The sequence below is a fragment of the Pseudomonas auratipiscis genome (genome assembly GCF_036324085.1).
Taxonomy (GTDB): Bacteria; Pseudomonadota; Gammaproteobacteria; order Pseudomonadales; family Pseudomonadaceae; genus Aquipseudomonas; species Aquipseudomonas auratipiscis.
In genome coordinates this window covers 1-3310 of the sequence record NZ_JAZDCU010000038.1, presented here as the reverse complement: position 1 = coordinate 3310, position 3310 = coordinate 1, and the positions used below count along the sequence as shown (strand labels likewise).

The window sequence follows — 3310 nt, the reverse complement described above, 5'->3', positions numbered from 1 at the left end:
AAAGACAAAACCCCTACCTGCATGTGCAGATAGGGGTTTCGGAATTTAATCTTGACGATGACCTACTCTCACATGGGGAAACCCCACACTACCATCGGCGATGCATCGTTTCACTACTGAGTTCGGGATGGGATCAGGTGGTTCCAATGCTCTATGGTCGTCAAGAAATTCTGTTGCCAGAAGGTCTTGTTCAGACACTCCAGCGAATCGGGTATGTGATGTTTGTGAGTTGCAAACTTTCGGTTCGTTTCGTCTTCACAACACCGCAATCTGGTCATTCGACGCAAATTGCTTGGGTGTTATATGGTCAAGCCTCACGGGCAATTAGTATTGGTTAGCTCAACGCCTCACAGCGCTTACACACCCAACCTATCAACGTCGTAGTCTTCGACGGCCCTTCAGGGAGCTCAAGGCTCCAGTGAGATCTCATCTTGAGGCAAGTTTCCCGCTTAGATGCTTTCAGCGGTTATCTCTCCCGAACATAGCTACCCGGCAATGCCACTGGCGTGACAACCGGAACACCAGAGGTTCGTCCACTCCGGTCCTCTCGTACTAGGAGCAGCCCCTCTCAAATCTCAAACGTCCACGGCAGATAGGGACCGAACTGTCTCACGACGTTCTAAACCCAGCTCGCGTACCACTTTAAATGGCGAACAGCCATACCCTTGGGACCGGCTTCAGCCCCAGGATGTGATGAGCCGACATCGAGGTGCCAAACACCGCCGTCGATATGAACTCTTGGGCGGTATCAGCCTGTTATCCCCGGAGTACCTTTTATCCGTTGAGCGATGGCCCTTCCATACAGAACCACCGGATCACTAAGACCTACTTTCGTACCTGCTCGACGTGTCTGTCTCGCAGTCAAGCGCGCTTTTGCCTTTATACTCTACGACCGATTTCCGACCGGTCTGAGCGCACCTTCGTACTCCTCCGTTACTCTTTAGGAGGAGACCGCCCCAGTCAAACTACCCACCATACACTGTCCTCGATCCGGATGACGGACCTGAGTTAGAACCTCAAAGTTGCCAGGGTGGTATTTCAAGATTGGCTCCACGCGAACTGGCGTCCACGCTTCAAAGCCTCCCACCTATCCTACACAAGCAAATTCAAAGTCCAGTGCAAAGCTATAGTAAAGGTTCACGGGGTCTTTCCGTCTAGCCGCGGATACACTGCATCTTCACAGCGATTTCAATTTCACTGAGTCTCGGGTGGAGACAGCGCCGCCATCGTTACGCCATTCGTGCAGGTCGGAACTTACCCGACAAGGAATTTCGCTACCTTAGGACCGTTATAGTTACGGCCGCCGTTTACCGGGGCTTCGATCAAGAGCTTCGCGTTAGCTAACCCCATCAATTAACCTTCCGGCACCGGGCAGGCGTCACACCCTATACGTCCACTTTCGTGTTTGCAGAGTGCTGTGTTTTTAATAAACAGTCGCAGCGGCCTGGTATCTTCGACCGGCATGAGCTTACGGAGCAAGTCCTTCACCCTCACCGGCGCACCTTCTCCCGAAGTTACGGTGCCATTTTGCCTAGTTCCTTCACCCGAGTTCTCTCAAGCGCCTTGGTATTCTCTACCCAACCACCTGTGTCGGTTTGGGGTACGGTTCCTAGTTATCTGAAGCTTAGAAGCTTTTCTTGGAAGCATGGCATCAACCACTTCGTCGCCTAAAGGCAACTCGTCATCAGCTCTCGGCCTTAAGATCCCGGATTTACCTAAGATCTCAGCCTACCACCTTAAACTTGGACAACCAACGCCAAGCTGGCCTAGCCTTCTCCGTCCCTCCATCGCAATAACTAGAAGTACAGGAATATTAACCTGTTTTCCATCGACTACGCTTTTCAGCCTCGCCTTAGGGACCGACTAACCCTGCGTCGATTAACGTTGCGCAGGAAACCTTGGTCTTTCGGCGTGGGAGTTTTTCACTCCCATTGTCGTTACTCATGTCAGCATTCGCACTTCTGATACCTCCAGCAAGCTTCTCAACTCACCTTCACAGGCTTACAGAACGCTCCTCTACCGCGTCACCTAAGTGACACCCGTAGCTTCGGTGTATGGTTTGAGCCCCGTTACATCTTCCGCGCAGGCCGACTCGACTAGTGAGCTATTACGCTTTCTTTAAAGGGTGGCTGCTTCTAAGCCAACCTCCTAGCTGTCTAAGCCTTCCCACATCGTTTCCCACTTAACCATAACTTTGGGACCTTAGCTGACGGTCTGGGTTGTTTCCCTTTTCACGACGGACGTTAGCACCCGCCGTGTGTCTCCCATGCTCGGCACTTGTAGGTATTCGGAGTTTGCATCGGTTTGGTAAGTCGGGATGACCCCCTAGCCGAAACAGTGCTCTACCCCCTACAGTGATACATGAGGCGCTACCTAAATAGCTTTCGAGGAGAACCAGCTATCTCCGAGCTTGATTAGCCTTTCACTCCGATCCACAGGTCATCCGCTAACTTTTCAACGGTAGTCGGTTCGGTCCTCCAGTCAGTGTTACCTAACCTTCAACCTGCCCATGGATAGATCGCCCGGTTTCGGGTCTATACCCAGCGACTAAACGCGCTATTAACACTCGCTTTCGCTACGCCTCCCCTATTCGGTTAAGCTCGCCACTGAATATAAGTCGCTGACCCATTATACAAAAGGTACGCAGTCACCTAACAAAGTAGGCTCCCACTGCTTGTACGCATACGGTTTCAGGATCTATTTCACTCCCCTCTCCGGGGTTCTTTTCGCCTTTCCCTCACGGTACTGGTTCACTATCGGTCAGTCAGTAGTATTTAGCCTTGGAGGATGGTCCCCCCATATTCAGACAAAGTTTCTCGTGCTCCGTCCTACTCGATTTCATGACTAAGAGATTTTCGCGTACAGGGCTATCACCCACTATGGCCGCACTTTCCAGAGCGTTCCGCTAATCTCAAAGCCACTTAAGGGCTAGTCCCCGTTCGCTCGCCACTACTAAGGGAATCTCGGTTGATTTCTTTTCCTCAGGGTACTTAGATGTTTCAGTTCCCCTGGTTCGCCTCTTGCACCTATGTATTCAGTACAAGATACCCAGCTTATGCTGGGTGGGTTCCCCCATTCAGAGATCTCCGGATCAAAGTCTGTTTGCCGACTCCCCGAAGCTTATCGCAGGCTACCACGTCTTTCATCGCCTCTGACTGCCAAGGCATCCACCGTATGCGCTTCTTCACTTGACCATATAACCCCAAGCAATCTGGTTATACTGTGAAGACGACATTCGCCGAAAATTCGCAAAACTCTTAAGAGTCACTCACAAATTTTACCTTAGCCTGAACAACACCAGTGAAAGTGC

2 rRNA genes are annotated in these 3310 nt (G+C 51.4%); both read right to left on the bottom strand.

Going from position 1 to position 3310, the window contains the following annotated elements:
- Positions 1–49: 49 nt before the first annotated feature.
- Positions 50–165 (bottom strand): 5S ribosomal RNA (gene rrf / locus V0R60_RS26710).
- Between the two features lie 138 nt (positions 166–303).
- Positions 304–3194, bottom strand: a 23S ribosomal RNA gene (locus tag V0R60_RS26705).
- Positions 3195–3310 lie beyond the last annotated feature (116 nt).